Source organism: Variovorax cryoconiti (assembly GCF_051216395.1).
Taxonomy (GTDB): Bacteria; Pseudomonadota; Gammaproteobacteria; order Burkholderiales; family Burkholderiaceae_C; genus Variovorax.
On the sequence record NZ_JBPJZI010000016.1, the window covers coordinates 22,324 to 48,244 of the forward strand.

Below are 25,921 nucleotides of genomic sequence, written 5' to 3' on the forward strand. Positions count from 1 at the left end.
GATTGCCGATACCAACACACCACAGAAATGGCGACCCCCAAGACCCGCGCGGCAGCGCCTGCCGCGCCCGCGCCCGAGGCGGCGTCACCCGACCCGCTCTTCAACCTGTCGCTCGAGAAGGGCCTGGCCGTGCTGCGCGCCTTCGACGGCGCCCACCGCAGCATGACGCTCCAGGAGGTGGCCGAGCGCACCGGCATGAGCAAGGGCTCGGCCCAGCGCACGGTCCATACGCTGCAGGTGCTGGGCTATGTCGGCAAGCATGCGCAGACACGCCGCTTCCGGCTGCTGCCGAAGATCATGGACATCGGCTTCAACTACGTCGCCAGCCATCCGCTGGTGCAGGCCGCCAACCCCTATCTCACGCAACTGGCCAACGCCAGCGGCGAGACGGCCAGCCTGACCGAGCCGGTGGAGCTCGACATGCTCTACATCGCCCAGCGCATGACGAGCCAGTTCATCCCTGTGCTCACGCCCGTGGGCATGCGCATCCCGATGTACTGCACGAGCTCGGGCCGTGCCTGGCTCAGTTGCCTGCCGGACGACGAGGTGAAGGCCGTGCTGCACGCCTCGAAGCGCGTCGCGCGCACGCCGGCCACGCTCACCGGCATCGGCGCCATCCAGGCGCGCATCGCCGCCTGCCGCAAGACGGGCTATGCGTACAACGCCGAGGAACTGTTCCTCGGCGACATGGGCATCGCCGCGCCGATCGTCGACCGCTACGGCCGCCCGCATGGCGCGGTGCATGTCGCACCACCCACGAGCCGCTGGACGCTGGACGCCGCCCAGAAGAAGCTGGCGCCCATGGTGATCGAGTGTGCCCGCGCGATCTCCAGTGCCCTGGCGCCCTGACACGCGGCGCGGCTCAACCTATCGATAAACGATTCGAATAGATCTATAGTCGATCCGGCTGAATGCATTCCATGGCACAGCCTTTGCTTGGACTTCGGGTCGTCCTTTTCGACCCCACCCAACATCTGGAGGCTGCCCCATGAACCCGATTTCGTCCTCGCTCCGCTCCCACCGCCTGCGCGCCGGCGTGCTGGCCACGCTCGCCCTGTTCGCGGGCGGCGCGGCACTGGCGCAGGAGAAGACCCTGCGCATCGCCATGACGGCCGCCGACATCCCGCGCACGCTGGGCCAGCCCGACCAGGGCTTCGAGGGCAACCGCTTCACCGGCATTCCCATCTACGACTCGCTCACCCAGTGGGACCTGTCGAAGGCCGACGCGCCGAGCGTGCTGATCCCCGGGCTCGCCACCTCGTGGGCGGTCGATGCGAAGGACAAGACCAAGTGGGTCTTCAAGCTGCGCCCTGGCATCAAGTTCCACGACGGCTCCGCGTTCACGGCCGATGCCGTCGTCTGGAACGTGAACAAGGTGCTCGACAAGGACGCCCCGCAGTTCGATGCCAGCCAGGTCGGCGTGACCGCCTCGCGCATGCCCACGCTGCGCAGCGCCCGCAAGATCGACGACCTGACCGTCGAGCTCACCACCAGCGAGCCCGACGCCTTTCTGCCGATCAACCTGACCAACCTGTTCATGGCCTCGCCGGCGCATTGGCAGAAGAAGTTCGACGCCGCCGCGGGCGCGTCGCCGGCCGACAAGTCGAAGGCCGCCTGGACCGCCTTCGCGGCCGACCCGTCGGGCTCCGGCCCGTTCAAGGTGACGCGCTTCGTGGCGCGCGAGCGGCTCGAGTTGGCAGCCAACAAGACCTACTGGGACGCCAAGCGCGTGCCCAAGATCGACAAGGTCGTGATGCTGCCGATGCCCGAAGCCAACGCCCGCACCGCGGCGCTGCTCGGCGGCCAGGTCGACTGGATCGAGGCGCCGGCGCCCGACGCGATGCCCCAGATCACGCAGCGCGGCTTCAAGATCTACTCGAACGCGCAGCCGCACGTGTGGCCCTGGCAGCTGTCCTTCGTCGAAGGCTCGCCGTGGCTCGACAAGCGCGTGCGCCAGGCCGCCAACCTGTGCATCGACCGCGGTGGCATGAAGCAACTGCTGGGCGGCATGATGGCCGAGCCCAAGGGCACCGTGCCGCCGGGCCACCCGTGGTGGGGCAACCCGAAGTTCGACATCAAGTACGACGTGAAGGCCGCGCAGGCGCTCATGACGCAAGCCGGCTATTCGGCCGCCAAGCCGATCAAGGTGAAGGTGCAGATCTCCGCCTCCGGCTCGGGCCAGATGCAGCCGCTGCCGATGAACGAGTTCGCGCAGCAGTCGCTCAAACAGTGCTTCTTCGACGTGGAGTTCGACGTGATCGAATGGAACACGCTGTTCACCAACTGGCGCAAGGGCGCGAAGGACCCGTCGGCCAACGGCGCCAACGCTACCAACGTGAGCTTCGCGGCGATGGACCCGTTCTTCGCGATGGTCCGCTTCGTGAGCACCAAGACCTTCCCGCCGGTGTCGAACAACTGGGGCTACTACGGCAACGCCGAGGTCGACAAGCTCGTGGCCGACGCCCGCACGAGCTTCGACGACAAGCAGCGCGACGCGGCGCTCGCCAAGCTGCATGCGCACATCGTGGACGATGCCCCCTTCGTGTGGATCGCGCACGACGTGGGCCCGCGCGCGCTGTCGGCCAAGGTCAAGAACGTGGTGCAACCCAAGAGCTGGTTCATCGACATCGCGACGATGACGATGGACTAAGAACGGCCCACCCCCGAGTCTTGCTCACTTCGTGTAGCCGAGTCCCCCCTCAAGGGGGCAACACCAGCGGCCCGGCAAAGCCGGTTCCGCGGTGTTCCACGAAGGGACAAGCGAACTCGGGCCCGTCTCCTTGAGACTGCCAGCCTTCGAAGCCAGCCATGTTCGCCTACCTCCTGCGCCGCGTGATCTACGCCGTGCCGATCATGATCGGCGTGGCACTCGTGTGCTTCCTGCTCGTCCACCTCGCGCCCGGCGACCCGCTGGTGTCGATCCTGCCGCCCGATGCATCGGCCGACCTGCAGGCGCAACTGCGCGAGCTGTACGGCTTCAACCGTTCGCTGCCCGAGCAGTTCGCGATGTGGGTCTGGCGCGCCATGCACGGCGACCTGGGCGTGTCGATCGCCAGCAACCGCGCCGTTGCCGGCGAGGTGATGACGGCGGTCGGCAACACGCTGCGGCTGGCGGTGGTGGCGACCTTCATCGGCTTCGTGCTGGGATCGCTGTTCGGCTTCGTGGCCGGCTACTTCCGCAACTCCTGGCTCGACCGCGCGGCCTCGATGCTGTCGGTGCTGGGCGTGAGCGTGCCGCACTACTGGCTGGGCATGGTGATGGTCATCGTGTTCAGCTCGCAGCTGATGCTGCTGCCGGCCACGGGCGCCGGCCCGGGCGGGTCGAGCGACTGGGCATGGGACTGGGAGCACATCCAGTTCCTCATCCTGCCCGCGCTCACGATGTCGGTGATCCCGATGGGCATCATCGCGCGCACCGTGCGGGCGCTGGTGTCGGACATCCTCGACCAGGAATTCATCGTCGGCCTGCGTGCCAAGGGGCTCACGCACGTCGGCGTGTTCCGCCACATGGTGAAGAACGCCGCGCCCACCGCGCTGGCCGTGATGGGCCTGCAGCTGGGCTACCTGCTGGGCGGCTCGATCCTGATCGAGACGGTGTTCTCCTGGCCGGGCACCGGCTTCCTGCTGAACTCGGCCATCTTCCAGCGCGACCTGCCCCTGCTGCAGGGCACGATCCTCGTGCTGGCGCTCTTCTTCGTCGTGTTGAACCTGCTGGTCGACGTGCTGCAGACGCTGCTCGACCCGCGCATTGCGAGGGCTTGACGCATGGCCACCCTGACTGCTTCCCCGGCCGACGTGGCGCCGCTGCCCGCGCAGCGTTCTCGCGGCTATTGGACCTCGGCCATGCTGCGCTTCACGCGCGATCCGGTCGCGATGGGCGCGGCCTTCGTCGTGCTGCTGCTGATCGGCCTGGCCGTGTTCGGCCCCTGGCTCGCGCCGGCCGACCCCTACCAGTCGTCGATGCTCAAGCGGCTCAAGCCGATCGGCACCGACGGCCTGCCGCTGGGCAGCGACGAACTCGGCCGCGACATGCTGTCGCGCCTCATCGTCGGTGCGCGGCTGTCGCTGTTCATCGGCATCACGCCGGTGATCTGCGCCTTCGTGCTGGGATCGGTGATCGGCATCGTGGCGGGCTATGCCGGCGGCATCGTCAACACGCTGATCATGCGCACCATCGACGTGTTCTATGCCTTCCCGTCGGTGCTGCTGGCCATCGCGCTGTCGGGCGTGCTGGGCGCGGGCATCTTCAATTCGCTGATCTCGCTGACCATCGTCTTCATCCCGCAGATCGCGCGGGTGGCCGAGAGCGTGACCACGCAGGTGCGCGGGCGCGACTACGTCGAAGCGGCACGCGCCTCGGGCGCCAACGCCTTCACGATCGTGCGGGTGCACGTGCTGGGCAACGTGCTCGGCCCGATCTTCGTCTACGCCACCAGCCTGATCGCGGTGTCGATGATCCTGGCCTCCGGCCTGTCCTTCCTGGGCCTGGGCGTGAAGCCGCCGGAACCCGAGTGGGGCCTGATGCTCAACACGCTGCGCACCGCGATCTATGTGCAGCCCTGGGTCGCCGCACTGCCGGGGCTGATGATCTTCATCACCTCGATCACCTTCAACCTGCTGTCGGACGGGCTGCGCTCGGCGATGGACAACAAGGGATGAGCATGCACGACGACATCGGCGGGCCGGCGCAACCGCTGCTCACCATCCGCGGCCTGCAGAAGCACTTTCCGCTCAAGAAAGACCCCTTCGGTCGCGGCGGCGGCGTGGTCCGCGCGGTCGACGGCGTGGACTTCGAAGTCCTCAAGGGCGAGACGCTCGGCGTGGTCGGCGAATCAGGCTGCGGCAAGTCGACCACCGCACGCCTCTTGATGCAGCTGATCGACCCGACCGCTGGCGAGGTCGTGTACGACGGCCGCCTCGTCGGTGGCCGCGAGCTGCCGCTGAAGGAGTTTCGTCGCCAGGTACAGATGGTGTTCCAGGACAGCTACGCGTCGCTCAACCCCCGGCTGACCATCGAGGATTCGGTGGCCTTTGGCCCGCAGGTGCACGGCGTCTCGCAGAAGGAATCGGTCGCGCGTGCCCGCGACCTGCTGGCGCGCGTCGGCCTGGCCCCGCAGCGCTTCGCGGAGCGCTACCCGCATGAGCTGTCGGGCGGCCAGCGCCAGCGCGTGAACATCGCGCGCGCGCTCGCGCTGCAGCCGCGCATGGTGATCCTCGACGAGGCGGTGTCGGCGCTCGACAAGTCGGTCGAGGCGCAGGTGATCAACCTGCTGCTCGACCTGAAGGCCGAGTTCGGGCTGACCTACGTCTTCATCAGCCACGACCTGAACGTGGTGCGCTACATGAGCGACCGCGTGATGGTGATGTACCTCGGGCAGGTGGCCGAGATCGGCCCGTCCGATGCGCTCTACGACCACCCGGCGCACCCGTACACGCGCGCGCTGCTGTCGTCGATGCCCTCGATGGACCCGGACAACCGCACCGAAGAGGCCGCGCTCGCGGGCGATCCGCCCAACCCCATCAACCCGCCCTCGGGCTGCCGCTTCCATCCGCGCTGCGCGATGGCCGCGCCGGTGTGCAGCGAACGCGTGCCAGCGCGGGTGCTGGCGGGCGCGCAGCAGGCGGTGAGCTGCCTGATGTACGAGGCGGGGAGTGGGCATCCGGATGCTCTGCCTTTGGCGGAGGCAGCTTAGGGTGAAGCGATCCTTGCTGTTGGATCAACGCGTGGCCGTCGCAGGCTGCGCGCTGCAAAGGTGTGTGCGGGCCCTGCGCAGCGCTTCACCGTGGCGGTCTTCGCTTCGCTACGACTTCCCTGCGATGCTCGAACAACCGGGCCGTCGCAGAACTCGCTACGCGCTCTTCGAGCGCTGCGCTCAGACAGCTGCGACGAGTCAGTCAACGAAGCGCGTGTCCTTCGGCACGCGCGCCCGGCTGCCCTGCGCTTCTCGGCGCCACGGAGGCGCGCTGCGCAGGGCCCGCACACGCCTTTGCAGGGCAGAGCGTGACGGTTTTGAAAGGTGGCGCACGCACGCTCTGCCTCCGCGGCAGGCGGTCTGCGGCAGGGGCGATTTCCGGGGCGGCGAGAAGCGCAGGCCGGGGCTTGGCGCGCGCAGCGCGCTTCAACATCTGACTCACCGCAGCTGTCTGAGCGCAGCGGCCAAAGGCCGCGTAGCGAGTTCTGCGGTGCAAGCCCCGGCCGAGCATCGCAGCGCAGTCGAAGCGAAGCGCAGACCGCCCCGGTATGAGCCCCTGCCGCAGACCGCCTGCCGCGGCGCCCAACCTCAACGCACTCAACGACCATGATCACAGACGCCCCAGAACCCATGGTCTCCCTCAAAGACCTCAGCGTCACCTTCACCGGTGGCCGCAAACCCGTGCACGCCGTCAGCGGCGTGAGCCTGGACGTGAAGCGCGGCGAAGTGGTCGCGCTGATCGGCGAATCGGGCTCGGGCAAGAGCGTGACCATGCGCACGATGCTGCGCCTGCACCCCGAGCGCCGCACCCGCATGGGCGGCCAGGTGCGCGTGGCCGGGCGCGACGTGCTGGCGATGTCGCAGGGCGAACTCAACGACTTCCGCGGCAAGGTCGCGTCGATGATCTTCCAGGAGCCGTTGCTGGCGCTCGACCCGGTGTATTCGGTCGGCGCGCAGATCGTGGAGTCGATCCGCCGCCACGAGAAGGTCACGGCCGCCGAGGCGCACCAACGCGCGCTCGAGCTGTTCGAGCGCGTGCGCATCCCCAGCCCCGAGCGCCGCCTGCAGGCCTACCCGCACGAGATGTCGGGCGGTATGCGGCAGCGCGCGATGATCGCGCTGGCCCTGGCCTGCCGGCCGCAACTGCTGCTGGCCGACGAGCCCACCACCGCGCTCGACGCCACGGTGCAGATCCAGATCCTGCTGTTGCTGCGCGAGCTGCAGCGCGACCTCGGGCTGTCGGTGGTGTTCGTCACGCACGACATCGGCGCTGCCGTCGAGGTGGCCGACCGCATCGCCGTGATGTATGCCGGGCGCATCGTCGAGGAAGGCACGGCGCGCGAGCTGATCCGCTCGCCGCGCCACCCCTACACCATCGCCCTGCTCAAGAGCCGTGCGCACGGCGCGATGGCGCGCGGCACGCGGCTGGAGACCATCGGCGGTGCGCCGCCCGACCTCTCGGCGCTGCCACCGGGCTGCGCCTTCGCCGAGCGCTGCGCGCTGGCGATCGACGCCTGCCGCGCCGAGCAGCCGCCGGCGATCGAGCTGGCGCCGGGCCATCGCGCCCGCTGCATTCGCACCGATGCGGCCGCGGCCATCGCGCCGGTGCTGGTCGCTTAACCTGCGAGGCGGCGCACGCCGCCCTTCCAACCTTCTGATTCGAGACAGCCTCATGCACCTGCACGACCCCGCCCACGCTTTCGTCCCCTACCCCGACGTGCCGGTGAAGACCGCCGCGACCGGCCCGCTGTCGGACCTGCGCTTCGCCGCGAAGGACCTGTTCGACGTGGCCGGCTACCCGACCGGCGGCGGCAGCCCCTTCCTGCTGGCGATGTCGGGCATCAAGACGCAGACGGCGCCCGCGGTGCAGGCGCTGCTCGACGCCGGCGCGCACTTCGTCGGCAAGACCGTGACCGACGAGCTGGCCTTCTCGATGACCGGCAACAACGCGCACTTCGGCGCGCCGATCAACGGCGCCGCCAAGGACCGCATCACCGGCGGCTCGTCGTCGGGCTCGGCCTCGGCCGTGTCCTCGGGCCTGTGCGATTTCGCGCTGGGCAGCGACACCGGCGGCTCGGTGCGCGCGCCGGCCAACCACTGCAATCTCTTTGGCCTGCGCCCGACGCACGGCCGCATCAGCCTGGAGCGCGTGCTCGACCTCGCGCCCAGCCTCGACACCTGCGGCTGGTTCGCGCGCGACGTCGGCACCTTCGCGCGCGTGGCCGACGTGCTGCTGGGCATCGATGCGAAGCCGCTGCCCGCGGCGGTACGGCTGCTTTGGCCGCAGGACATCTGGGCGATGCTGAGCGCGCCGGTGACGCAGGCACTGGCTGTGCCCGCCAGGCGCATCCAGTCGGTGCTCGGCCAAGCGGCGCCGGTCGAAGCGATCGCGCTCGACTCATGGGATGCGATGTACTGGAACTTCCGCTACATCCAGGGCCGCGAATCGTGGCTCACCGACGGCCCGATGATCGAGCGCTTCGCGCCGCCGCTGGGCCCTGGCGTGGCCGAGCGCTTCGCGTGGTCGCGCGACGTGACCGATGCGCAGGTGAACACCGCGCGTGCCTTCCGCATCGCCTTTCGCGAGAAGCTGGCGGCGCTGCTCGGCAACGACGGCGTGCTGCTGATGCCGACCATGCCCGACATCGCGCCGCTGCGCAGCGCGGCCGAGAGCACGCTGGAGGACTACCGCAACGACTCGATCCGCATGCTGTGCGTGGCGGGGCTCAGCGGCTTCCCGCAGCTGTCGATGCCGCTGGCGCAGCGCGACGGTGCACCGCTGGGCATCTCGCTGCTCGGCCCGGCCGGGTCGGACCGTTCGCTGGTCGCGCTGGCGGAGCGCATCGGCGCCGCTTAGCAGTCGCGAACGGGTCTACGGGGCCGGGCGGCCCAGTGAAAATCCCGATAAGGACAAGGGGATTCAGTGGCTAGGATCGCCGCTGCCTCACTCGCGTTGCCCGCGCCCTTCCGATGTCCACCCCTCCCGAGTCCGGCCCCACGCTGGACGCCGCCAGCCCCCTCCCCCCGCAGATCGAAGCCGCCGACGAACCGGCCCAGGTGCCACTGGCCATCGAGGACTGGGCCACGGTGGTCATCATGGGCCTGCTGGCCTGCATCACCTTCGCCAACGTGCTGGTGCGCTACTTCACCGACTCGTCCTTCGCGTGGACGGAGGAGTTCTCGGTCTTCCTGATGATCCTGCTGGCGATGGTGGCTGGCTCGGCCGCGGTGGCGCGCGACCGGCACATCCGCATCGAGTACTTCTCCGAGAGCGGCTCGATGGCACGGCAGAAGCGCCTGTCGCAGTTCGGCGCCGTGCTGGTGGCGGCCCTCTTCTTTCTGATCGCCGGGCTCAGCGTGCGCATGGTGTGGGACGACTACCGCTTCGACGAAACCTCGCCCGGCATCGGCGTGCCGGCCTGGTGGTATTCGATCTGGCTGCCGATCGTGTCGACCGCCATCGCGCTGCGGGCCATCGGCCTGTTCATCCGCCGCGGCCGCCGCGATGACCGGGGCGCCGAATGATCGCGACGCTGCTCTTCGTCGCCTTCGTCGTGCTGATGCTGGTCGGCGTGCCGATCGGCGCGGCGCTGGGCCTGGCCGGTGCGGCTTGCATCGCTCTCGCCAACGCCGATGCGCAATGGTTCGGCCTCCTGGCCGTGCCGCAGAACTTCTACGCCGGCCTGGGCAAGTACCCGCTGCTGGCCATCCCGATGTTCGTGCTGGTCGGCTCGATCTTCGACCGCTCCGGCGTAGCGCTGCGGCTGGTGAACTTCGCCGTCGCCATCGTCGGTCGCGGCCCGGGCATGCTGCCGATGGTCGCCATCCTGGTCGCGATGTTCCTCGGCGGCATCTCGGGTTCGGGCCCGGCGAATGCGGCCGCCGTCGGCGCCGTGATGATCGCGGCGATGTCGCGCGCCGGCTACCCGCCCGCCTTTTCGGCCAGCGTGGTCGGCGCCGCCGCCGCCACCGACATCCTGATCCCGCCGTCGGTCGCCTTCATCGTGTACTCGGTGCTCGTGCCCGGCGCCTCGGTGCCGGCGCTGTTCGCCGCCGGCATGATTCCGGGCATCCTGGCCGGGCTGGCGCTGATCGTTCCGGCCGTCTGGATGGCGCGCAAGCACAAGATGGGCGCGCTCGAAGCCAGCATGCCGCGGCCCGAATTCTGGAAGAGCTTCCGCGAAGCGACCTGGGGCCTGGCCGCGCCGGTGCTGATCCTCGGCGGCATGCGCGCGGGCTGGTTCACGCCGACCGAGGCGGCGGTGGTCGCGGTGTTCTACGGCCTGTTCGTCGGCATGGTGATCTACCGGACGATCAAGGTGCGCGACCTGTTCGTCATCCTGCGCGAGGCGGGCGAGCTGTCGGCGGTGATCCTCCTGGTGGTGTCGCTCGCAGGCATCTTCGCGTACTCGCTCTCGACGCTCGGCGTGATCGACCCGGTGGCCAAGGCCATCACGAACTCGGGCCTGGGCGAATACGGCGTGCTGGCGCTGCTGATCGTCATGCTGATCACCGTGGGCATGTTCCTCGACGGCGTGTCGATCTTCCTGATCTTCGTGCCGCTGCTGTGGCCCATCGTGCAGTTCTACAAATGGGACCCGGTGTGGTTCGGCGTGATCCTCACGCTGAAGGTGGCGCTGGGCCAGTTCACGCCGCCGCTCGCGGTCAACCTGATGGTGTCGTGCCGCATCGCCAACGTGCGCATGGAAGAGACCGTGCGCTGGGTCGGGTGGATGCTGTTCGCGATGTTCCTGGTGATGGTGGCGGTGATCGCGTGGCCGCAGTTGGCGCTGTGGCTGCCGAACAAGCTGGGGTATTGAGATGGGCCCCAGTCAAGGACACATGGCGTTGGGGTGCGATCACGCCGACGGGGTACCTTGCTCCGCGAATGTCCCCCGGCCTGCGGCCTCCTCCTTTATTTCGCTGCGCAAGGCACCCCATCGACGTGATCGTTCAGCGCAGTCGTTGATCAACGGCTGCACAACCCCAGCGCGTCCACGTGCGCAGGGTGCCGGGTGCTCCCCGCAGCGAAATAAAGGAGGAGCGAAGCGGGGGACATTCGCGGAGGGGAGTACCCGGTGGCCTGTGCACGCGCCCCGATCAGAAGCACCCGAATGCACCGTCGATATCAACCTGTAGTCATGTTCGAAAACAAAAGGAGACTTCCATGAAATTCCGCCGCACCCTGCTCGGCCTCGCGCTGGCAGCCACCGCCCTCGGCATCACCACCGGCGCCATGGCCCAGGCTGCCTACAAGCCCGAGTACAAGATGTCCCTGGTGCTCGGCCCGCCGACGCCCTGGGGCCAGGCCGGGAAGATCTGGGCCGACCTCGTGAAGGAGCGCACGCAGGGCCGCATCAACATCAAGCTGTACCCCGGCGTGTCGCTCATTCAGGGTGACCAGACGCGCGAGTTCAGCGCGCTGCGACAGGGCGTGATCGACATGGCCGTGGGCTCCACCATCAACTGGTCGCCGCAGGTCAAGCAGCTCAACCTGTTCTCCATGCCCTTCCTGATGCCCGACTATGCGGCCGTCGACGCGATCACGCAGGGCGAGGTCGGCAAGGAACTGTTCGCCGTCATCGACAAGGCCGGCGTGCTGCCGCTGGCCTGGGGCGAGAACGGGTACCGCGAGATCTCGAACTCCAAGAAGCCGATCCGCTCGCCGGCCGACCTCAAGGGCATGAAGATCCGCGTCGTCGGCTCACCGCTGTTCGCCGACATGTTCACCGCACTGGGCGCCAACCCGACGCAGATGAGCTGGGCCGACGCACAACCCGCGCTGGCCAGCGGCGCGGTCGACGGTCAGGAGAACCCGCTGTTCATGTTCCCGATGCTGAAGCTGCACACCATCGGCCAGAAGTACGTCACCACCTGGGGCTACATGGCCGACCCGCTGATCTTCGTCGTCAACAAGGAGATCTGGGCCTCGTGGACACCGGCCGACCAGGCCATCGTCAGGCAGGCGGCCATCGACGCCGGCAAGCAGGAAGTCGCGCTCGCGCGCAAGGGCTTGGTCGAGGCCGACAGGCCCCTGCTCAAGGACATCGCCGGCATGGGCGTGACCGTGACGCAGCTGTCGCCAGCCGAGCGCGAGGCCTTCGTCAAGGCGACGCGCGCGGTCTACGCGAAATGGAAGCCGACGGTGGGCAACGCGCTGGTGGAGAAGGCCGAGAAGGCGATCGCGGCGCGCAAGCAGCCCTGACGCCGCTCAGACGTTGTCGCCGCCCGATCGCACGAACGAGTAGCGACGCAGATCGGTGCGGAGCCTCCAGCCGCGGCGCGCCCAGAAGCGCTGTCCTGCCTCGTTCGTGGCGAGCACGTCGATGTGGCTCTTCAGGATGCCGATCGCTTCGAGACCCGCCAGGCAGGCCTCGATGAGCGCCGAGGCCACGCCGCGCTCGCGCCAGGGCGGCACCACCAGCAGATGCTGCAGGTAGCCGCGCCGGCCGTCGTGGCCGGACATGATGCAGCCGACCAGCGCGGCGCCGTCTTCGGCGACGAAGCTCAGGCCCGGGTTGCGCAGCAGGTAGCGCTGGATCGACTCCCTCGAATCGGCGTCGCGCACCGACACGCCGGGCGTCTGGTGCATCAATGCAATGACGCCGTCGTAGTCGGCCATCGTCATGGGCCGGAGCGTGGGTGGGTTCATGGGGCGATCTACAGCAGGTGCTCGCCGCTGGCTTCCGGCTGGTAGGCGATGGCGGCGATCTGCAGCTGCCCGCCCGTCCCGTCGGGCGCCACCCAGCTCGCGACGTCGCCGACCCGCAACCCGAGCAGCGCGGTGCCGACAGGCGACAGGACCGAGATGCAGCCGGTGGCCGGGTCGGCGTCCGACGGGTAGCTCAGCGTCAGCGTGCGCCGCTGACACTTGCCGGTCGGCTCGACGACCTGCACGCGCGAGCGCATCGTGACGATGTCGGCGGCGATCTCGCTGGGCGCGACGAGTTCGGCGTTGTCGAGCACGCTCTGGATGGCACTGGCCGGCAGGCCGTCGGCGTACTTGCCGAGCCGGGCGTGGTCGAGTTCGGTGAGGGTGCGCGTGGCAAGCACGGCGATGGAATCGGGGGTCATGGGAAACGCTCCTGGAAAAGACGAACGCCGGGGCAGCGGGTGCCCGGTGATCCAGTGGCGCGATGAAAAAGAAAAGGGGATCGCCGGGCTCAGGAGCGTGCAGCAGCACGTCGGCCCGGCATGCGGCGAAGCTCCGCGCGCTGGCGCACGGCAGACCGGCTTGCGAGAAGCCGCTCCGCGAGAACGCAGGCATGGGAGGACGCGAAAGAGCGCATGGCGCCATCGTAGGCCGGTATGGCGCCAGAGGCACGCATACACCTGCGGGCCATGCGGGTTCGCGCCTTCTCGCGTTTCAGCGCGCTGCGGTGCGCACTGCCGCGGCGAGCCCGTCGATGAGCACGCCGTCGTAACGCAGCGCCTCGGCCATGCCGGCAAAGCCGGTGCCGGCGAGGATGCAGGTCGGTGCGCCGCGCGGCTGCAGGCCGTCGAGCACGCCCTGCAGCAAGCGCAACGCGCGCTGTGGGTCGCGCGACATCGCCAGGCCGGTGCTGTCGAGCACGGTAATGCCATCGAGCAGCGCCTCGGCGCTTTCGAGGCGCACGGTTTCGCGCAGCATCGCATCCCACGCGGTACCGGCCGTGACGAGGTGGTAGGGCCGCCCCAGCGCCACGGCCTCTCGCAATGCGGCTTCGGCCATGCCGATGATCGGCACGGCACTGACTTCGCGCAACGCGGCCAGGCCCGGGTCGCCGAAGCAGGCCAGCAGCACGGCATCGGCCCAGTCGTCCTGGGCGCGCAGGGTTTCCAGTGCCGCCCACGCCCCGGTCACGAAGCTCGCGCGCGAGGCGATCACCTCACAACCCGTGGTGGCGGTGACGCCGCGCACCGCCCAGTGCGCGGGCGCGAGCAGCCGGACCTCGGCGACGGCCTTGTCGGTCATCGCGGCGGTCGTGTTGGGGTTGAGGACGAGCAGCTTCATGCCGTCTCGGCGTCGCTGCTCTGCGCTGCGGCCCAGGCGCGGGCGATCTCGGCCTCGGCATCGGGAGCCGCCGTGTTGCCCACGCGCGGCCGCAGGCGGGTTTCGATCAGCGACAGGTGCACATGCATGGCCTTGACCGCGCGTGCCGCATCGCCCTTCTGCAGCGCCAGCAGGATCTCGTCGTGCTCCTCGCAGGCGCATTCGGACGAGGCCGCCGGCTCGAAGAAGGCGACCAGCATCGAGGTGCGGCTGACCAGCTCCTGCAGCTCGCGCATCACGAAGGCACTGTCGGTGAACCCGGCCAGCAGCATGTGGAACTCGCCGGACAGGCGAATCGACTGCGCCCGGTCGCCCGCATGCAGCGCCGCGTGTTCGCGTTCGGAATGCGCGCGCAGGGCCGCGATCTGGTCGACCCCGATGCGCCCCGCCAGCCAGCCGACGATGCCGCCTTCGACGATGCGGCGCGCGTCGTAGATTTCGCGCGCCTGCGCGAGCGTGGGGTTGGAGACGAAGCAGCCGCGGTTCGGCACGACCTCAAGCAGCCGCTCGTGGCCGAGCCGGTGCAGCACCTTGCGCACGCGCTCGCGGGTGACGCCGAACACGGCCGCCAGCCGCGTCTCCACCAGCTGGGTGCCCGGCGCCAGCCGCCCGGCGAGCAGGGTCTGCGACAGCACGCGGTGAATGGACTCTTCCTGCAGGATCATCCACCCAATGTAGTGCACGGCCAGGGCCGCTGGCGCGCTTCAGGTGCCGCCATGCGCCGCGAGCCAGTGCCGTGCGATCTGCGCGCGCGTGGCGATCCACACGCCCTCCTTCGCGCGCAGGTGCTGCAGGATCTGCTCCAGCGCCTTCATGCGCGCCGGGCGCCCGATCATGCGCAGGTGAAGCCCCACCGACAGCATGCGCGGCGCGTGCGCGCCCTCGCGCGCCAGCCAGTCGGCCGCATCGCACACGTATTCCGCGAAGCTCGCGGCCGTGTCGAAGCGCTGTGTGTGCTGGAACTGCATGTCGTTGGTGTCGAAAGCGTAGGGCAGCACCAGGTGGCGCCGGCCATCCACCGGCACGAAGTACGGCGTGTCGTCGTTGTAGGCATCGCTGTCATACACGAAGCCGTGCTTCACCAGCAGCGCGCGCGTGTTCGGCGTGCAGGCCGAGCGCGTGTGCCAGCCCACGGGGCGCTGGCCCGTCGCTTGCGCAATGGCTTCAAGGCTGGCGAGGATCACCGCCTCTTCTTCCTCGATGCCCATGTCCGCGTGGCTCTGCCAGCGGTAGCCGTGCGCCGACACCTCGTGCCCGCGCGCCACAGCGTCCTGCGCGAGCCAGGGGCTCCGCTCGACGGCACGGCCGCAGCTGCTGAGCGTGAACGGCGCCTCGAAGCGATCGAAGGTGTCGGCGATGCGCCACCAGGCGGTGCGCGTGCCGTACTCGAAGTGGCTGTCGATGCACGGATCCCAGCCGGCACGTGGATCGATCACTTCGTAGACGCCTTCGTTGCGCGCGTCGCCATCGGCCACCGAGAACTCCGCGCCCTCCTCGAAGTTCATCACGAAGGACACCGCCAGCCCGGCCCCGCCGGGCCAGCGCATGGCGGGCAGGTCGCGGCCGTAGCCCTGGAAATCACGCATCGGTCTTGTCTCCTCGTTGGCGTCAATCCGCCTTGATGTTCCGTTCCTTGACGACCTTGCCCCAGCGCACGAACTCGGCATCGAGGTAGTCGGACGACTGTTTGAGCGTCATGCTCGCGACCTCGCCGCCGGTGTCTTCGATGCGGGCCTTGAAGTCCGGCATCGTCACCATGCGGCGCAACTCGGCATTGACCTTCTCGAGCACCGGCTTGGGCGTCTTCGCGGGTGCCAGCAGCATGTACCAGGACACGAACTCGTAACCGGGCACGCCGGCCTCGGCCACCGTGGGCACGTCGGGCAGCTTCGGTGAACGCTTGCTGCCGGTGATGGCCAGCGGCACGAGCTTGCCGCTCTGCACCAGCGGGAGCGACGACGTGATGATGTCCACCGACAGCGCGACGCGGTCGCCCATCACGTCCTGCAGCGCGGGGGCAGCGCCCTTGTACGGCACGTGGATCATGCGGGTGCCGGTCATCGATTCGATCAGCGCCGCGCCCACGTGGCTGGTGGTGCCCACGCCCGACGAGGCGTATTGCAACGACTCGGGCTTGGCCTTGGCCATGTCGATCACCTCCTTCAGCGTCTTGCCCTTGAAGGACGGGCTCGCGACCACGATGCTCGGCACCTGCGCCACCACACCCACCGGCACCAGGTCGGCCTTGGTGTCGAAGGGCAGCTTGGCGTACATGTAGGGGTTCACCGCATGGCCGATGGTCACCATGAGGAAGGTGCTGCCGTCGGCCGGCGCCTTGGCCGCGGCGTCGGTACCGATCACGCCGCCCGCACCGGGCTTGTTGTCGATGACCACGGGCTGCCGGTTGCCCCAGGCGTCCGACAGCTTCTGCCCGACCATGCGCGCGAACATGTCCGCGGCGCCGCCGGGCGGGAAGGGGACGATGATCTTGACCGGCTTGTCGGGGTAGTTCGCCGCGTCCTGCGCGAAGGCCGCGCCAGCGGCCAACGCCAGCGGAAGGCACAGCGAGACAAGGGCGGCACGGCGGCCGGAAGACAGGGCGAAGGAAACGAATGAGGCCACGCTGCTCTCCTTTGGACGATCCAAGGGTTGAAGAACGGCGCAATGCCCGAAAGTGGAACGGTCGATGCGCCATAAATGTGCACATTCATATATCGATTGTGCACAATTCAGGGTGTTTGCAGGATGCGTGCCATCGCCAGTTCGCCCTGCACGCAGAAAGCAAAAAGCCCCGCAAGCGGGGCTTTTTGGCTGGAGCACGTGAGCCTCAGTGCTGCAGGATCTTGTTCAGGAAATCCTTGGTGCGCGGCTGGCGGTTTTCCGGGTGACTGAAGAACTCGTCCTTCGGGCAGTCTTCCAGGATGCGGCCGCCGACGTCGATGAAGATCACGCGGCTTGCGACCTTGCGGGCGAAGGCCATCTCGTGCGTCACGACCATCATGGTCATGCCTTCCTTGGCCAAGGCCACCATCACGTCGAGCACTTCGCCGACCATTTCGGGGTCGAGTGCCGAAGTGGGCTCGTCGAACAGCATGACGATGGGGTCCATCGACAGCGCACGGGCGATCGCCACGCGCTGCTGCTGGCCGCCGGACAGCTGACCCGGGAACTTGTCCTTGTGCGCCATTAGGCCCACGCGGTCGAGCATCTTCAGGCCGCGGGTCTTGGCCTCGTCCGCGCTGCGGCCCAGCACCTTGATCTGCGCGATCGTGAGGTTCTCGGTCACTGAGAGGTGCGGGAACAGCTCGAAGTGCTGGAACACCATGCCGACTTTGGAGCGCAGCTTGGGCAGGTTGGTCTTGGGGTCGTGCAGCGGAATGCCGTTCACCGTGATCTCGCCCTTCTGAAAGGGCTCGAGCGCGTTCACCGTCTTGATGAGCGTCGACTTGCCCGAGCCCGAGGGGCCGCAGACCACGACGACGTCGCCCTTGGAGATGCTCACCGAACAATCGTTGAGCACCTGCACCGGGCCATACCACTTGGAAACGTTCTTGATTTCAATCATTTCAATCTCTCCACTCAACGGATGATGGCGATCTTCTTGTGCAGGCGCTTGACCATGAAGGACAGCGCATAGCACATGACGAAGTACACGACGGCCGCCAGCAGGTAGGCCTCGATCGGGCGGCCGTAGTTCTTGCCGGCAGTTTCCAGGCCCTTCAACAGGTCGTAGGCGCCGATGGCGTAGACCAGCGAGGTGTCCTGGAACAGGATGATGGTCTGCGTGAGCAGCACCGGCAGCATGTTGCGGAAGGCCTGCGGCAGGATCACCAGCTTCATGTTCTGGCCGTAGGTCATGCCCACCGCCATGCCCGCGAAGACCTGCCCGCGCGGGATGGACTGGATACCCGCCCGCATGATCTCGCTGAAGTACGCCGCCTCGAAGGCGATGAAGGTGATCACCGCGGAGCCCTCGGCCCCGATGGGCCGGCCGATCAGGAAGGGCACCAGCAGGAAGAAGCCCAGGATCACCATCACCAGCGGGATGCTGCGCATGCCGTTGACGTAGATGGCCGCGGGCGCATCGAGCCACTTCTTGCCCGACAGCCGCATCAGCGCGAGCACCGTGCCGAAGACGATGCCGCCGATCGTCGCCACGACCGTCAGGATGACGCTGAAGTACAGGCCGTTCAGGACGAACTTGCTGATGACGTCCCAGTTGTAGAACGAAAAATCGAGATTGCTCATGTCAGTGTCCTCCGCCGCCGCTGGCCGAGACGATGAAGCCCGGCACGCGGGTCTTCTTCTCGATGAACGCCATCACGCGGTTGATCGTGAACGCCGAGATGATGTAGAGCGCCGTGACCGCGAGGAACATCTCGATGGGCCGCGACGTTTCTTCGCTCGACTGGATGAAGAACATCGTGAGTTCGCTCACCGACACGGCGAAGGCGACCGACGAGTTCTTGAAGATGTTCATCGTCTCGCTGGTGAGCGGCGGAATGATGATCCGGTAGGCCATCGGCAGGATCACGTAGCGGTAGTACTGGAAGGTGGTGAAACCCACCGCCATGCCGGCGTAGCGCTGGCCCTTGGGCAGCGCCTGGATGCCGGAGCGCACCTGCTCGGCGATCCGCGCCGAGGTGAAAAAGCCCAGTGCCAGCACCACCAGCACGAAACTCGGCACGCCCTTCATCACGGGAATCAGCGCCGGGATGACGTGGTACCAGAGGAAGATCTGTACCAGCAGCGGAATGTTGCGGAACAGTTCGACCCAGGCGTTGCCCAGGCGCACCAGCCACGGGCTGTCGGGCAGCGTGCGGATGATGCCGATCAGCGAGCCGAGCACCAGCGCCACGATCAGCGCCAGCAGCGCCACCGACAGCGTCCAGCCCCAGGCCGAAAGCATCCATTGCCAATAGGTCGGGAACTTCCCGCCCGGGTCTTGCATGAAGACCTGCCAATCCCAGTTCGATCCCATCGGGTTTCTCCTTCTCGTCGACTGTTGTTATGCCGTTGTCGGGCCGATCGCGAAAACAAACGCCCGCCGGAAGTGGCGGGCGTTGGCGTTATGACCGGCGTTGAATTACTTCTTGGCCGCGTAGTCTTCCATCGGCTTGTCGTTCGGGTTCGCCCAGGCGTCCTTGGTCGCGTCCGACAGGGCCAGGCCGATCTTCACGTTGGCCGGCGGGATCGCTTGCAGGAACCACTTGTCCCACAGCTTGTTCAGTTCACCCGACTTGATCTGCGCCTTGATGCTGTCGTCCACGGCCTTCTTGAAGGCCGGGTCGTCCTTGCGGATCATGATGGCGATCGGCTCGACGCTCAGCACTTCGCCGACGATCTTGTAATCTGCGGGCGACTTGGACTTGGCGATGTTCGAGGCCAGGATGGAACCGTCCATCACGAAGGCGTCGGCGCGGCCCGATTCGAGCAGCAGGAAGCTGTCGGAGTGGTCCTTGCCGTACAGCTCCTTGAAGTCGATGCCGCCGGCGCGTTCGTTCTTGCGCAGCGTCTGCACCGAGGTGGTGCCGGTGGTGGTCGCCACGGTCTTGCCGTTCAGGTCCTTGATGCTGGTGATGCCCGAGTTGGCCTTGACCGCGATGCGCACTTCTTCCACGTAGGTCGTGACGGCGAAGGCCACATCCTTCTGGCGGGTCGCGTTGTTGGTGGTCGAGCCGCACTCGATGTCGACGGTGCCGTTCTGCACCAGCGGAATACGGTTCTGCGAGGTCACCGGCTGGTACTTGGTCTCGAGCTTCTTGCCCGCGGCCTTTTCAAGGTCCTTGATGATGTTCGCGCAGATGTCGTAATGGAAGCCGGTGTACTGGCCATTGCCCAGCGTGTACGACAGACCCGACGATTCGCGAACGCCTTCGGTGATGACGCCCGAGGCCTTGATCTTGGCCAGGGTGTCGTTGGCTTGCGCGAATGCGCCGCCGGCGGCGAGCGCCAGGATCGACAGTGCCAGTACTTGCTTTTTCATACGGAAAACTCCTGAGTTGACTGATGGGGACATGACGAAATTCTAGGCATTCACGTTGGAAGAACCACCCGTGCCAACCCGGTGCATCGCGCACCATGACGCGGATTCTCTCTCGGGAAACGGACGCTTTGTACTGGTGCGCGCCGTCATGCTTTCGTCATTCGGAATCTGTTAAGCAGCCTTTGTGCCCGAAGGGCTCGCAACCGATGCCGGATACGTTGGTTCTCATGCAACCGCGTCATACCGACCGCGGCGCGTGACTTATTTCACATCTCACTTCACGCGACAGGCTGCGTCTCGACCAGGTAGGCCCAGAGCGCATCGACCGAGCGCTTGCTCTGCAGCGCATCGCCGCTCGCCTTGCCGGCGCGGCCGGTGCCCTTGGCCGCCGTCGCCGCCGGTGCCATGGGGCGTTCGCGGTAGGCGCGGATCTCCATCGTGGCCTCGAGGCTGTCGATTTCCGGTGGCAGCGCGCTCACCAGCTTGCGCGCCTTCACTTCCTTGCGCACCGCGCTCTGCGGCAGGAAGGCGATGCCGTGCCCCTCGAGCGCCATCGCCTTGAGGCTTTCGGACATGTCGGTTTCGTAGACGCGGTCGAGGTGGATCGCCGTGCCCGAATCCTTGATGAGCTGGTCGACCACGCCGCTCAGGTACGCGCCCGGCGCATAGCCCAGGTACGGCAGCGGCTGGCCGGGGCGCCCGGGCAACCGGTAGCGCGGCGCGCCCTCGGCATCGGGCTTGACCCACGGCGCCACCACCTCGTGGCCCAGCAGCACCATCTCGTAGCGGTTGGTGTCCAGCTGCAGCGGCTGCGACGGATGCTGGTAGGCGATCAGCACGTCGCAGCTGCCCTCGACCAGCCTGTGCACGGCGTCGTGCACATTCAGCGCGATGAGCCGGCTCTTGAGCGGGCCGAAGTGTTCGCGCAGCGTGGTTGCCCAGGCCGGGAAGAAGGTGAAGGCCAGCGTGTGCGGCACCGCGAACTCGATCACGTCGTGCGCCGCCGCCGAGTGGCCGCGCAGCATGGCGCGCGTGCTCTGCAGGCCCTGCAGCATCTCGATGGCCTGGCTGTAGAGCGTCTGGCCCGCCGGCGTCAGGCGCGTGGGATAGGAAGAACGGTCGACCAGGTCGGTGCCGGCCCACCCCTCCAGCGCCTGGATGCGGCGCGAGAACGCCGGCTGCGTGACGTGGCGCAACTGGGCGGAGCGGCTGAAGCTGCGGGTTTCAGCCAGGCTGACGAAGTCTTCGAGCCACTTGGTTTCCATGGGGCCGGATTATGGGACCGGCGACACCACGCCGCGCCCCGAGAAGTGGCCGTCCGCATTCGCGAGGAAGCGGTCGAAAGAGGCCTGCGTCGCCTCCGGCGACCAGCCTGCGACGTGCGGCGTGATGATGAGGTTGTCCAGGCCCACCAGCGGTTCCGGGCGCGCCGGCTCGCTTTCGTACACGTCGAGTCCTGCACCGGCGATGCGGCCGTCGCGCAGCGCAGCCGCGAGCGCCTCGGTGTCGACCACGCTCCCGCGCCCGATGTTCACCAGAAAGCCCTGCGGCCCGAGCGCGTCGAGCACGCGGGTGCTGACCAGATGCCGGGTCGCGGGGCCGCCCGGCGCGGCACACAGCAGCACATCGCTCCAGGTGGCCAGCGCTTCGACGCTGTCGAAGTAGCGGTGCGGCGAGCCGGTCTTGGGCTGGCGGTTGTGGTAGCCGATGGGCATGTCGAAGCCGGCCGCGCGCCGTGCGATCTTCTCGCCGATGGCGCCCATCCCGAGGATGCCCAGCCGCTTGCCCGAGACGTTCGGCGGCTGTGGAATCGACAGGCGCCAGACGCCCTCGCGGCACAGCCGGTCGAGCCGGTGGAACCCGCGCACCGCGGCGATCAGGAGCCCGAAGGCGTGGTCCGCCACGCAATCGTCGTTGGTGCCCTGGCCGTTGGCCACCACGATGCCGCGCGCGCGGGCCGCCGGGAGGTCGACCATCTCGTAGCCGGCACCGAGGCAGCAGATCAGTTCCAGGGCCGGCATCGCCGCCATCTCGGCGGCGCTCACGCCATGCACGCCGATCGTCAGCACCGCCCGGAACGTCGAACCCCGGCTGGCGATGGCTGCCGCACGGTCTGCGGGGTCGTCGGGGGCATAGGTCATGTCGAAGCGCTCGGCCAGCGCGGCCTGGTGTTCGCTGGAGAGATGGTGAATCACCAGCAGCGGGATCTTGTCGGACATTCGTCTTTCCTGAGAACGTTGAAAAAATGGATGCACTACAGCGCGGCGGGCGTGACCTGCACTTCCTGCAGCGCCCACATCTGGGCGTAGCGCCCCTGGGCCGCCAACAGCGCGTCGTGCGTGCCGCGCTCCACGATCACGCCGCTTTCCATCACAAGGATCTCGTGCGCGTCGACCACGGTCGAGAGCCGGTGCGCGATCACCAGCGTGGTCTTGTTGCGCGCCGCGCTCTTGAGCTCGGACTGGATGGCGCGCTCGTTGGCCGAGTCGAGCGCCGAGGTGGCCTCGTCGAAGATGACGATCGGCGGGTCCTTCAGCAGCGTGCGCGCGATCGCCACCCGCTGCTTCTCGCCGCCCGACAGCTTCAGCCCGCGCTCGCCCACCGTGGTGGCGTAGCCCTTGGGCGTGGCGGCGATGAAGTCGTGGATGCGCGCCGCCTTCGCCGCGCCTTCCACTTCCTCGCGCGTGGCGTTCGGCCGGCCGTAGGCGATGTTGTATTCGACGGTGTCGTTGAACAGCACCGTGTCCTGCGGCACGATGCCGATGGCCTGGCGCACGCTGGACTGGGTCACGGTGCGGATGTCTTCGCCGCCGATGGTGATGCGGCCGTCCTGGACATCGTAGAAGCGGTACATCAGGCGCGCCAGCGTCGACTTCCCCGAACCCGACGGCCCGACCACCGCCACCGTCTTGCCGGGCGGGATCTCGAAGCTCACGTGCTTCAGGATGGGCCGCGCGGCTTCGTAGGCGAAGCTCACGTCCTCGAAGCGCACGGCGCCCTCGGGGTGGGCCAGCGGCTGCGCGCCGGGTGCATCGCGCACCTCGCGCTCCTTCTCCATCAGCACGAACATCTTGTCGAGGTCGGTCAGGCTCTGCTTGATCTCGCGGTAGATCACGCCCAGGAAGTTCAGCGGGATGTAGAGCTGGATCATGAAGGCGTTGACCATCACCAGGTCGCCCAGCGTCATGCGCCCTTCGACCACGCCCGCCGTCGCGCGCCACAGCATCAGCACCAGGCTCACCGCGATCAGCAGCTGCTGGCCGGTGTTGAGCATCGACAGCGTGCGCTGGCTCTTGATGGCCGCCTTGCGGTAGCGGTCGAGGCTGGCGTCGTAGCGGCCGGCCTCGAACTCCTCGTTGTTGAAGTACTTGACCGTCTCGTAGTTCAAGAGCGAATCGACCGCGCGGCTCTGCGCCACCGAATCGAGCTCGTTCATGGTCTTGCGGAACTGGGTGCGCCACTCGGTCACCGTCACGGTGAAGGTGATGTAGAGCACCAGCGCGGCGCCGGTGATCCAGACGAAGAGCGCGTCGAACTTCACGCCCAGGATGGTCAGCACCAGCACCAGCTCGACGATGGTCGGCACGATGCTGTAGAGCGACATCGAGATCAGCGAATGCACGCCGCGCGTGCCGCGCTCGATGTCGCGGGTCATGCCGCCGGTCTGGCGCTCCAGGTGGAAGCGCAGGCTCAGCGCATGCAGGTGGCGGAACACCTCCAGCGAGATGCGGCGGGCCGCGCCCTCGGTCGCCTTGGCGAACACGAGTTCGCGCAGCTCGTTGAAGAGCGAGGTCGACAGGCGCAGCAACCCGTAGGCCAGCAGCAGCCCGATCGGCACGATGAGCAGCGCCTGCGCCACGTCGGGCTTCGGCGTCATGGTGTCGACCAGATTCTTCAGCAGCACCGGCACGCCCACGTTGGCCACCTTGGCACCGATCATGAAGCTCAGCGCCGCGAGCACCCGCCACTTGTAGTCCCACAGGTAGGGAAAGAGCCGGCGCAGGGTGGCCCAGTCGGACCGGTCGCTGCGCTCGGGGGCGCCGCCCGGCGCATGGTGGGGAGAGGAAAGGGCTTCGCCGCTGCGGCGCATGGGAGACAATCGTGGCTGTTGTTGCCTTCGATTGTGCCCATGTCCGATTCTCCGAGTGCCAGCGCGGCCGCCGTCCTCAAGAGCCTGCCCACCGACATGGAGCTGGTGCTCAAGGTCATCCCGATGCCCGCCGACTGCAACGCCAACGGCGACATCTTCGGCGGCTGGGTCATGGCCCAGTGCGACCTGGCCGGGTCGGTGATCCCGGCGCGCTACACCCGGGGCCGGATGGCGACCGTGGCGGTGAACGAATTCATCTTCAAGCAGCCGGTGCGCATCGGCGACATCCTGTCCTTCTATTCGAAGCTGGTACGACTCGGGCGCACCTCGGTCACGGTGACGGTCGAAGTCTTTGCCGAACGCTTCCAGGCGCAGGGCGAGTACATCAAGGTGACCCAGGCCACCTTCACCTACGTCGCCATCGACGACAACGGCCGGCCGCGGGCCATCGCGACGCAACCCTGACGGCTGCGCTTGCAGGCACTTACAGCTGCGAGAAGTCCGGCTTGCGCTTCTCCATGAAAGCGCTGAACGCTTCCTTCGCCGCCGGCGACCGCATCGCCTGACCAAAGCTCACGCTCTCGGCGTCGATGCGTTCCAGCACCGCCGGCTGCTGCGCCAGCTTCATCAGACGCTTGGTCTCGATCAGGGCCGACATCGGCTTGGCCGCCAGCTTGCGCGCCTGGCCTTGCGCAATGCCATTGCATTCGGTCGGCGGCACGACCCGGTTGACCAGGCCGACCTCGAGCGCCGCCTCGGCCATGAAGGGCTCGCCGAGCATCAGCGCTTCCGCCGCACGGTGGTAGCCGAACATGCGCGGTGCCAGCAGGCTTGAGGCGGCCTCGGGCACCAGGCCGAGGTTGACGAAGGGCATCGAGAAGGCGGCGTTGTCGCCCGCGTAGACCAGGTCGCAATGGAACAGCAGCGTGGTGCCGATGCCCACCGCCGGGCCGCAGACCGCGGCGATCACCGGCTTGGGAAAGGCCGCGATGGTGTGCAGGAAGCGGATGGCGGGCGATGCCGCCATCGGCGTGTCGGCCGGCGCGCTGGCGGTCGCCATGAAGTCGGCGATGTCGTTGCCAGCGCTGAAGATGGTCGGGTCGCCCTGGATCAGCACAGCGCGCACGGCCGCATCCTCCGATGCCTGGTCGAGTGCCGCCGACAGCGCCTCGTACATCGCGCCGGTGATCGAGTTCTTGCGGGCGACACGGTTGAAGGTGAGGGTCATCACACCGGCTTCGGTGTGGACGAGGATGTCGCTCATGGTCATTCCTTGAAATAGACGATCTGGTTGGACGTGGCGAGCAGCGCACCGGCCTGGCTCCAGAGCTGGGCGCTCTGGTCGAAGAAGCCGTTCTGGAATTGCTGCCCCACGGCACGCCCGAGAAGATAGCCGCATCCGACCTCGGCCAGGTGCGATGCGTCGGCGTGGAAGTAGGTGGTGATCGACACCGTGCCGGCGGGCACCGGCTTGGCGCGCCGCAGCCAGACGCGCGGATAGAACATGTCGCTCATCGACGCCAACGCCGGGAAGTCGAGCGGGCGCGGGTCGGCGTCGCGCAGCCAGAGCATCGTCTCGCTGTGCTCGCCGCCGCCATCCCATTGCGTGGGAATGCTGCCGCGCACCGGCCGCATGTCGTACTGGCCGATCCACGCGACGCCCTTGGGCCCGATGGTCATGCGCTCCGTCTGCTCAGGGCCGGGCACCGGCGGTATCGGGAGGTCATTGGTGCTCCAGGTCTCGCGGCGGGCGGCCGTCACCACGGTGGCGGTGGTCGTCACCTGCGGCGCACCGCTGGCACCGGCCTGCGTGATCTGCACGGTCCAGTGCTGGGTCGAGCGGTTGGTGCGCACGGCGGTCGCCTGCACGTCGAAGGCGCCGGCCTCGATGGCCGCGGCGTAGTTCACCGTGAGGGCGATCGGCGCGCCGAGCAGGTCGGGATGCCGCAGCACCGACTGCAGCACGACAGCCGCCGTCGTGCCGCCGAAGGGACCGACCATGTTCCAGTAGTCCGGGCTCGTCATGCCGGTGAAGTGGCCCACGCGGATGTCGCTGTGGTGCAGCGCGAGCGCCTTGTCGAAGATGTGTTGCGTCACTGCCTGGCTCCTCTGGATCCTGT

The 25,921-nt window shown here is 67.8% G+C and carries 26 protein-coding genes; 11 read left to right on the forward strand and 15 right to left on the reverse strand.

Features of this window, described 5'->3' with window-relative positions:
- Nucleotides 1-27 precede the first annotated feature (27 nt).
- From ACSFA2_RS24765 to ACSFA2_RS24810, 10 genes are all read left to right on the forward strand, one after another.
- Nucleotides 28-849: an IclR family transcriptional regulator gene (locus ACSFA2_RS24765; RefSeq protein WP_435457989.1), complete on the forward strand. Its 822-nt coding sequence runs from the start codon at nucleotides 28-30 to the stop codon at nucleotides 847-849.
- A 139-nt stretch (nucleotides 850-988) separates the two neighbouring features.
- Nucleotides 989-2,650, forward strand: coding sequence for an ABC transporter substrate-binding protein (locus ACSFA2_RS24770; protein ID WP_435457990.1), 1,662 nt, complete (start codon nucleotides 989-991; stop codon nucleotides 2,648-2,650).
- A gap of 158 nt (nucleotides 2,651-2,808) precedes the next feature.
- Entirely contained in the window at nucleotides 2,809-3,762 is a 954-nt protein-coding gene (locus tag ACSFA2_RS24775) for an ABC transporter permease (RefSeq protein ID WP_435449024.1), read from the forward strand.
- A gap of 3 nt (nucleotides 3,763-3,765) precedes the next feature.
- Nucleotides 3,766-4,659 carry an ABC transporter permease gene (locus ACSFA2_RS24780; RefSeq protein ID WP_435457991.1) on the forward strand — a complete coding sequence of 298 codons (894 nt, stop codon included), beginning with the start codon at nucleotides 3,766-3,768 and terminating at the stop codon, nucleotides 4,657-4,659.
- Complete coding sequence (locus tag ACSFA2_RS24785; RefSeq protein ID WP_435457992.1) at nucleotides 4,656-5,693, forward strand: ABC transporter ATP-binding protein; 1,038 nt, start codon at nucleotides 4,656-4,658, stop codon at nucleotides 5,691-5,693. The genes ACSFA2_RS24780 and ACSFA2_RS24785 overlap by 4 nt, the downstream gene beginning before the upstream one ends.
- 630 nt (nucleotides 5,694-6,323) lie before the next feature.
- Nucleotides 6,324-7,313 carry an ABC transporter ATP-binding protein gene (locus ACSFA2_RS24790; protein ID WP_435457993.1) on the forward strand — a complete coding sequence of 330 codons (990 nt, stop codon included), beginning with the start codon at nucleotides 6,324-6,326 and terminating at the stop codon, nucleotides 7,311-7,313.
- A gap of 52 nt (nucleotides 7,314-7,365) precedes the next feature.
- Nucleotides 7,366-8,550 carry an amidase gene (locus ACSFA2_RS24795; RefSeq protein ID WP_435457994.1) on the forward strand — a complete coding sequence of 395 codons (1,185 nt, stop codon included), beginning with the start codon at nucleotides 7,366-7,368 and terminating at the stop codon, nucleotides 8,548-8,550.
- Nucleotides 8,551-8,663: 113 nt separating this feature from the next.
- Nucleotides 8,664-9,218, forward strand: a complete 555-nt coding sequence (locus ACSFA2_RS24800) for a TRAP transporter small permease (RefSeq protein ID WP_435457995.1) — start codon at nucleotides 8,664-8,666, stop codon at nucleotides 9,216-9,218.
- The gene (locus ACSFA2_RS24805; RefSeq protein ID WP_435457996.1) at nucleotides 9,215-10,513 is read left to right on the forward strand and encodes a TRAP transporter large permease; all 1,299 of its coding nucleotides are present in this window, start codon (nucleotides 9,215-9,217) and stop codon (nucleotides 10,511-10,513) included. Before ACSFA2_RS24800 ends, ACSFA2_RS24805 begins: the two co-directional genes overlap by 4 nt.
- Nucleotides 10,514-10,860: 347 nt before the next feature.
- On the forward strand, nucleotides 10,861-11,898 hold the full coding sequence (locus ACSFA2_RS24810) for a DctP family TRAP transporter solute-binding subunit (RefSeq protein ID WP_435457997.1): 1,038 nt from the start codon (nucleotides 10,861-10,863) through the stop codon (nucleotides 11,896-11,898).
- Nucleotides 11,899-11,904: 6 nt separating this feature from the next.
- On the opposite strand, the gene ACSFA2_RS24815 is transcribed toward ACSFA2_RS24810, so the two are convergent.
- The 13 genes from ACSFA2_RS24815 to ACSFA2_RS24875 form a co-directional block, all read right to left on the reverse strand.
- Entirely contained in the window at nucleotides 11,905-12,345 is a 441-nt protein-coding gene (locus tag ACSFA2_RS24815) for a GNAT family N-acetyltransferase (protein WP_435457998.1), read from the reverse strand.
- A gap of 8 nt (nucleotides 12,346-12,353) precedes the next feature.
- Entirely contained in the window at nucleotides 12,354-12,767 is a 414-nt protein-coding gene (locus ACSFA2_RS24820; protein ID WP_435457999.1) for a GreA/GreB family elongation factor, read from the reverse strand.
- A 292-nt stretch (nucleotides 12,768-13,059) separates the two neighbouring features.
- Nucleotides 13,060-13,686, reverse strand: coding sequence for an aspartate/glutamate racemase family protein (locus ACSFA2_RS24825; protein WP_435458000.1), 627 nt, complete (start codon nucleotides 13,684-13,686; stop codon nucleotides 13,060-13,062).
- Nucleotides 13,683-14,408, reverse strand: coding sequence for a GntR family transcriptional regulator (locus ACSFA2_RS24830; RefSeq protein ID WP_435458001.1), 726 nt, complete (start codon nucleotides 14,406-14,408; stop codon nucleotides 13,683-13,685). The genes ACSFA2_RS24825 and ACSFA2_RS24830 overlap by 4 nt, the downstream gene beginning before the upstream one ends.
- Before the next feature lie 21 nt (nucleotides 14,409-14,429).
- Nucleotides 14,430-15,311: a polysaccharide deacetylase family protein gene (locus ACSFA2_RS24835; RefSeq protein WP_435458002.1), complete on the reverse strand. Its 882-nt coding sequence runs from the start codon at nucleotides 15,309-15,311 to the stop codon at nucleotides 14,430-14,432.
- A 22-nt stretch (nucleotides 15,312-15,333) separates the two neighbouring features.
- A complete protein-coding gene (locus ACSFA2_RS24840; protein ID WP_435458003.1) occupies nucleotides 15,334-16,347 on the reverse strand; it encodes a tripartite tricarboxylate transporter substrate binding protein in 1,014 nt (337 codons plus the stop codon).
- Between the two features lie 205 nt (nucleotides 16,348-16,552).
- Complete coding sequence (locus tag ACSFA2_RS24845; RefSeq protein WP_435458004.1) at nucleotides 16,553-17,290, reverse strand: amino acid ABC transporter ATP-binding protein; 738 nt, start codon at nucleotides 17,288-17,290, stop codon at nucleotides 16,553-16,555.
- 14 nt (nucleotides 17,291-17,304) lie between these two features.
- Nucleotides 17,305-17,973, reverse strand: coding sequence for an amino acid ABC transporter permease (locus tag ACSFA2_RS24850; RefSeq protein WP_435458005.1), 669 nt, complete (start codon nucleotides 17,971-17,973; stop codon nucleotides 17,305-17,307).
- Between the two features lies 1 nt (nucleotide 17,974).
- Entirely contained in the window at nucleotides 17,975-18,706 is a 732-nt protein-coding gene (locus ACSFA2_RS24855) for an amino acid ABC transporter permease (protein ID WP_435458006.1), read from the reverse strand.
- A gap of 105 nt (nucleotides 18,707-18,811) precedes the next feature.
- Nucleotides 18,812-19,711 carry an amino acid ABC transporter substrate-binding protein gene (locus ACSFA2_RS24860; RefSeq protein ID WP_435458007.1) on the reverse strand — a complete coding sequence of 300 codons (900 nt, stop codon included), beginning with the start codon at nucleotides 19,709-19,711 and terminating at the stop codon, nucleotides 18,812-18,814.
- Nucleotides 19,712-19,989: 278 nt separating this feature from the next.
- Complete coding sequence (locus tag ACSFA2_RS24865; protein WP_435458008.1) at nucleotides 19,990-20,976, reverse strand: LysR substrate-binding domain-containing protein; 987 nt, start codon at nucleotides 20,974-20,976, stop codon at nucleotides 19,990-19,992.
- Between the two features lie 9 nt (nucleotides 20,977-20,985).
- Nucleotides 20,986-21,930: a 2-hydroxyacid dehydrogenase gene (locus ACSFA2_RS24870; protein ID WP_435458009.1), complete on the reverse strand. Its 945-nt coding sequence runs from the start codon at nucleotides 21,928-21,930 to the stop codon at nucleotides 20,986-20,988.
- A gap of 35 nt (nucleotides 21,931-21,965) precedes the next feature.
- Nucleotides 21,966-23,801, reverse strand: coding sequence for an ABCB family ABC transporter ATP-binding protein/permease (locus ACSFA2_RS24875; protein ID WP_435458010.1), 1,836 nt, complete (start codon nucleotides 23,799-23,801; stop codon nucleotides 21,966-21,968).
- A 39-nt stretch (nucleotides 23,802-23,840) separates the two neighbouring features.
- Here ACSFA2_RS24875 and ACSFA2_RS24880 point away from each other — a divergent pair, with 39 nt between their 5' ends.
- Entirely contained in the window at nucleotides 23,841-24,266 is a 426-nt protein-coding gene (locus ACSFA2_RS24880; protein WP_435458011.1) for an acyl-CoA thioesterase, read from the forward strand.
- A gap of 19 nt (nucleotides 24,267-24,285) precedes the next feature.
- On the opposite strand, the gene ACSFA2_RS24885 is transcribed toward ACSFA2_RS24880, so the two are convergent.
- Entirely contained in the window at nucleotides 24,286-25,065 is a 780-nt protein-coding gene (locus ACSFA2_RS24885; RefSeq protein WP_435458012.1) for an enoyl-CoA hydratase, read from the reverse strand.
- A 2-nt stretch (nucleotides 25,066-25,067) separates the two neighbouring features.
- Nucleotides 25,068-25,898, reverse strand: a complete 831-nt coding sequence (locus ACSFA2_RS24890; RefSeq protein ID WP_435458013.1) for an acyl-CoA thioesterase — start codon at nucleotides 25,896-25,898, stop codon at nucleotides 25,068-25,070.
- Nucleotides 25,899-25,921: the final 23 nt, after the last annotated feature.